This window comes from Lysinibacillus sp. RC46 (assembly GCF_041262385.1).
Taxonomy (GTDB): Bacteria; Bacillota; Bacilli; order Bacillales_A; family Planococcaceae; genus Lysinibacillus.
Genome location: NZ_JBGCCF010000066.1, coordinates 1 through 5,669, shown reverse-complemented (window position 1 = coordinate 5,669; position 5,669 = coordinate 1). Strand labels below are relative to the sequence as shown.

Here is a 5,669-nt window from a genome sequence, read left to right as displayed (position 1 = left end):
TCCGCTTTGGTCACAAGGCTTTAGGAGTTAAAAGCAATTAACGTGGAGTTCGCACCAATCGCTTGATACGAAGGGTATTCTGTTATAAATCTATGCTTCTATACAGGTTTGTATAGGTTTGTCTAATTTTTCGTAACAGTTTAGTTACCCATTTCAATTCCCTCTGCTCCTAGTGCATGAGCTGCCATCCAGCCACGACCATCGCCAATTCCACCCGAGGCAATAACAGGTATTTTCACACTATCTACAACCTGTGGCACAAGTACCATTGTCCCTATATCATCACGTCCAAGATGACCTCCACCCTCTTGACCAACAACCATAACAGCATCTGCACCTAGTTGTTCCGCCTTTTGAGCTTGTCTACGTGCAGCAACAAGTACTAATTTTTTAATATCCGTTCCTTCTAAAATATCAAAAATTGGTGCAGGATTCCCACCAGTCATTGTAACAACTGGTACTTTTTCTTCCACTGCAACACGCACCATATCTTCATAACCAGTGCCATACATACCAATTGCAAAATTTATGCCAAACGGTTTATCCGTTAATGTTCGTACTTTATGAATCTCTGCGCGCAATAAGTCAGGATCTCGTAAACTCATTGCTGTTATTTGCCCTAGCCCCCCAGCATTCGACACCGCCGCTGCTAAATCTGCATATGCTAAATAGGCTAATCCCCCTTGAATAATTGGGTATTTAATATTTAAAAGCTCTGTTACACGTGAATTCCAATTCATAGTATCTCCCCTTTCCTACGATACTAATTTCTCGAAATTATCAAAATATCCTTTTTATTTTATTTTTTTCTGTAAAGTCTATTTTTTCTTGCAATTAGGTGCTATAATTCATTTGTTTTCTTACATATTATAAAGTGAGGTGGTACCTGCGTTGTCACAATTAGAGACTCCATTGTTCGACGTATTACTTAAACATCGGAACAGACACCCAATTCAGTTCCATATTCCAGGCCATAAGAAAGGTCAAGGTATGGACCCTGCGTTCCGAGAATTCGTCGGCGACAACGTTTTATCAATTGATTTAATTAATATTGCTCCACTAGACGATTTACATTCACCAAAGGGCGCTATTAAAGAAGCGCAAGCACTTGCTGCCAAAGCCTTTGGTGCTGATCATACATTCTTTTCCGTTCAAGGTACTAGTGGCGCCATCATGGCGATGATTCTGACTGTCGTCGGTCCAGGTGATAAGATTCTAGTACCACGGAATGTTCATAAATCCATTATGTCGGCGATTGTTTTCGCTGGAGCAATCCCGATTTTTATTCATCCTGAAGTAGATAGTGAATATGGTATTTCTCATGGAATATCGCCTGAAGCTGTTGAAAAAGCTTTAAATGCTTATCCAGATACAAAGGCAGTTCTTGTTATTAATCCAACGTACTTCGGCTTCTCAGCAGACTTAAAGCGTATTGTCGAAATAGTCCATAGCCGCAATATTCCGGTAGTTGTCGATGAAGCACATGGTGTACACATTAAATTCCATGATGATCTTCCATACTCTGCAATGGAAGCTGGAGCTGATATGGCTGCAACCAGCGTACATAAGCTTGGCGGTTCTATGACTCAAACGTCTATTTTAAATGTTCGTGAAGGACTTGTTTCTGCAAAACGTGTCCAAGCTATCCTGTCGATGCTAACAACAACATCGACATCTTATCCATTACTCGCTTCCCTTGACACAGCTCGACGTCAGCTAGCGATCCATGGTTATGATTTAATTGGCGATGCACTTCGCTTGGCAAAGGATGCACGTAAACGCATTAACCAAATTCCACATTTAAAATGTGCTGGTAAAGAAAAATTAAATTCATCTGCAACTTATGATATGGATCCTTTAAAGCTATTAATAAGTATTAAAGATTTAGGTATCTCTGGTCATCAAGCTGAAGAATGGCTTCGTCACAATGCAAATATTGAAGTAGAATTATCAGATCTATACAATATTTTATGTTTAGTGACATTAGGTGATACGAAAAAGGAAATTAATCTCCTTATCAATGCCCTTAGCCGTATGTCAAAAGCATTCGATTCAGAAGCTGCTATTACTGAAACAATGGTCAATGTACCAGAAATTCCTGCACTTGCTATGTCACCACGTGATGCATTTTATGCAGATACTGAAGTTGTTCCACTTGCAGAAGCGGATAATTGCATTTGCGCAGAATTTGTTATGGTATATCCCCCAGGTATTCCGATTTTTATTCCCGGGGAAATAATTACTCAAGAAAATATTCGTTATATTCAAATGAATATTGAAGCTGGTTTACCTGTTCAAGGACCAGAAGATACAACATTAAAAACAATTCGCGTCATTAAAGAACGCAAACCTATTATTTAATGGTAGAGGCTGGGACAGAACTCGATTTTTTTGAAAAACAGCGAAAATAGATAATAACTCTTCGCTTCAATAAGTAGAGTGTTCCTCCCTAAATCAAAAAAATGTTAGATCGAAATACAATCAGTCTAACATTTTTTCTTTTTGTCCCAGTATGTTTATTGACTAATAATAATGGAACCAAGCAGATAGCATACCAAATATAGGAAAAACAAGCCACCAATGCCTCCACAAGAAATCCCCAACAGTTTTATGATCGGATTTATTTGAATCAGTGGCTGAAGCTGGGGTTGGGGCTGAGGCTTCTAGTTTATGATATTTTTCTTCACCTGTAATAAGCTGGTCTAAAGAAATTTTATATAAATCACTTAACCTTCTTAAATTATCTATATCAGGATAGCCTTTTCCTAACTCCCATTTTGAAACGGATTGTCTTGAAATATTTAAAAAAGCTGCGACATCATCCTGTGTATACTTATGCTGTTCTCTCAATTCCTTTAAACGGTTTTCTAAATTCATTAAATTTCACCTCCAACATATAGGATTTTGATCAAATAATAATGGATTATTACACTTTATTCTAGAAGTTATCATTTGCTAATTCGCAACGCATAGTTGCTTTCAAAGAAACTGAGCAAAAAATTCGATTCTAGAGCATATTTTACTTACACTATTTAGTGAGGAGTGATGGAATGAATACATGGGATCAATGATTTAAAACAGCTGAATATGTGTATGGTGAGCAGCCAAATACATTTATAGAAGACTATGTACACTATTTAAAGGATTATCCAAATGTGGCTGCATATGCCGAAGGTGAAGGTCGAAATGCTGTATTTTTAGCTTTACAGGGGCATACAGTAACTGCCTTTGATTATGCAGAAAGCGGTCTTGAAAAAACAGAACAGCTCGCAGAAAAACATAATGTTTCAGTTCATACAAAGCTTACTGACTTACTGCAAGATGAACTACCAGTAGAAAAGTTTGATGCTGCTATTATGGTGTTTGGACATTTTCCGGTTGAACAGCAACAAGAAGTGTTTAAGAGGATTGTGAACTCTGTAAAATCTGGTGGTCGTATTATGATGGAACTTTATTCAATTTATCAACTACCTTACGCGTCAGGTGGCCCCAAACAGCTTGATTTCTTATATGATCCTTTGGATGTTCTAAAATGGTGTCAACCTTATAAGATCATCCATTTTTTCACAGGTGAACAAATGCGAAATGAAGGTATACTCCACACAGGACTTGCTCATACCATTCAATTTATTATAGAAAAAAATTAAAAAGACTATATACAGTACTCTGTAAGGTTAAAAACAAGTAATTATACATGGTATTTGATTCAATCATAACTTGTTTATAATGTTGCACAAATTATGAAAATGTACATTACTAAAATAAATTTTAGTGGTGTACATTTTTTATTTTGTTAAGTATTACATTGCAATTTATTGAAGTATGTACCAAATTACAATGTAAAAAATTAAAGTAATATTAGTTGTTTTTAATTAGTGGAGGTGAATGTTTTTGTATTGGTATGAATACTGCCCAAAACATATAGAAAGCAAGTATAAGCTTTTAGTATTTAAAGAAAACCAACCCTTTTTACCATTATCAGATTATTTTAATGATTGTTTAGGACGAATTGATAAGAGCTCTGCAACATCCTATTTAAACTGTTTACTTCCCTTTTTCAAATGGTTAGAGGAAGAAAGTAATTTTCAAGGGGAACGAGTGCAATGGAATGATGAAGAAGAAAAGATACGAGTTGTTGTTGAAGATTATTTAATGCATAAAATGAACTGCAAGATCCGAGATCAAGACTCATTCAATAAAAGTCCGAATACAATTAGTCGTTTTTTGTCAGCATTAAAATCATTTTATAAAGCAATAATCCGTTTAAATCAATATCCATATAATAATCCATTATTTGAGAGTCAAGCTATATTAAATCAATTAAAAGAAGAATTAAAAGGTGTCCGAGTTGATAAACCAAGAATGCCTTCTGTTGCTGGAACAGAAGAACCCTTACAGCCACATTTTGCATTTATTTTAGTTCGTTTAATTTCTTGTTCTGGATTCTTATCGATACAAAACACCACCTATGGCAATTCAGATAATAAATTTGGTATTTCATCAATTTCCCCTTTTTTCGAAGCAACTAATACTTCCGCTCGCTTTCCATTCCCTCAGTCATTTTTTCTTGAACTTGTTCTTCTTTCTACTCCCCATTACACCCAACTAACAAAATTGAACTAAATACAATTCCTGAAATTATAGCTTGTTTCATCATTTCTAAATTCCTCTTTCAAAAATTAAGTGCACATTCCAGAATAATTCTCCGTACGTAAGTTTGACGGTATATATTGGTAAAAGTTTCTTTTTATAACACAATCTTGTGCAATTAAACTGCACCGTTAGCACAAGAAGCGACTGCTCTAATTGAACAATCGCACTCCGTTAGTTTAAGTGTAATACTTCACAATCTTATTCAATTAAGGTTGTTTTAATCATTTAAATCATATAAATAAATTGGGTTTATACACTCCAAAATGGATACTATTGCGTTATTGTATCCGGACATTTTTTCAATTTCTTTTTCGTCTTTAAATTCTTCGTTTTCGAACTGTACTGTAAGTTGGTTTATTATTTTTAGGTACTTACTTATAAATCCGTTCTCATCCATATGTTTAACATCTACCAGCATTTCATTATAAGCTAAGAGTTCACCCTCATTGGTATATTGAAACTCAGTTTTATCAAAAATGGTATTTGTATCTGTAAAATGTATCTTCCTTTCAATAATATCTACCAACGTAAATTGGTTCAGTTTCTTATTATCGTTCATAATTATCCCTCTCTTTGTTTAAGACTTATTTTAAGTATCATTTTATTTTTGATTTTCAAATATCCTGCCCCGTTAGTTTAAGTAGAAAAAGGCTCTACTCCTTATTGAAGTAAAGCCCCCGTTAGTTGAATAACATAACTTCCAATTTGAATCAATAATCAATTGAATTGGCTATATGCTCATTTTGTGTATTCTAATGTTTTTAAGGTATGATAAAATAATATTAAATAAAGTATAATTGGTGTAAATTATAAATTTAGGGAATTTAAGGAGTGTGATTCAAATTTTAATCTCTTTATTCATAGTGTTTACAATTTTGTTTATAATGGCTTTCTTTCTAACTTATAAACGCTCTTGGAGCTTATGGATCTACGTCAAGATTGTAGACACACTCAAGTTAATTTTTTGTGTTGCGCAACGTCCATTTTTGGAGTGTTCCACATCCCGAGTAGACCGT

The 5,669-nt window shown here is 34.7% G+C and carries 5 protein-coding genes and 1 pseudogene; 3 read left to right on the top strand and 3 right to left on the bottom strand.

Annotation, left to right across the window (positions count from 1 at the left end):
* Positions 1-146 precede the first annotated feature (146 nt).
* Positions 147-740, bottom strand: a pseudogene (locus ABH966_RS26815) (NAD(P)H-dependent flavin oxidoreductase); the annotation flags it as partial.
* A 151-nt stretch (positions 741-891) separates the two neighbouring features.
* Here ABH966_RS26815 and ABH966_RS26810 point away from each other — a divergent pair.
* Complete coding sequence (locus tag ABH966_RS26810; RefSeq protein WP_370083761.1) at positions 892-2,361, top strand: aminotransferase class I/II-fold pyridoxal phosphate-dependent enzyme; 1,470 nt, start codon at positions 892-894, stop codon at positions 2,359-2,361.
* Between the two features lie 162 nt (positions 2,362-2,523).
* Here the strand turns inward: ABH966_RS26810 and ABH966_RS26805 are convergent, their stop codons facing one another.
* A complete protein-coding gene (locus tag ABH966_RS26805; protein WP_370083759.1) occupies positions 2,524-2,877 on the bottom strand; it encodes a helix-turn-helix transcriptional regulator in 354 nt (117 codons plus the stop codon).
* Positions 2,878-3,089: 212 nt separating this feature from the next.
* On the opposite strand from ABH966_RS26805, the gene ABH966_RS26800 reads away from it, so the two are divergent.
* A complete protein-coding gene (locus tag ABH966_RS26800; RefSeq protein ID WP_370083757.1) occupies positions 3,090-3,647 on the top strand; it encodes a class I SAM-dependent methyltransferase in 558 nt (185 codons plus the stop codon).
* Positions 3,648-3,891: 244 nt separating this feature from the next.
* A complete protein-coding gene (locus tag ABH966_RS26795; RefSeq protein ID WP_370083755.1) occupies positions 3,892-4,623 on the top strand; it encodes a hypothetical protein in 732 nt (243 codons plus the stop codon).
* A 247-nt stretch (positions 4,624-4,870) separates the two neighbouring features.
* Here the strand turns inward: ABH966_RS26795 and ABH966_RS26790 are convergent, their stop codons facing one another.
* Entirely contained in the window at positions 4,871-5,212 is a 342-nt protein-coding gene (locus ABH966_RS26790; RefSeq protein WP_370083754.1) for a hypothetical protein, read from the bottom strand.
* Positions 5,213-5,669 lie beyond the last annotated feature (457 nt).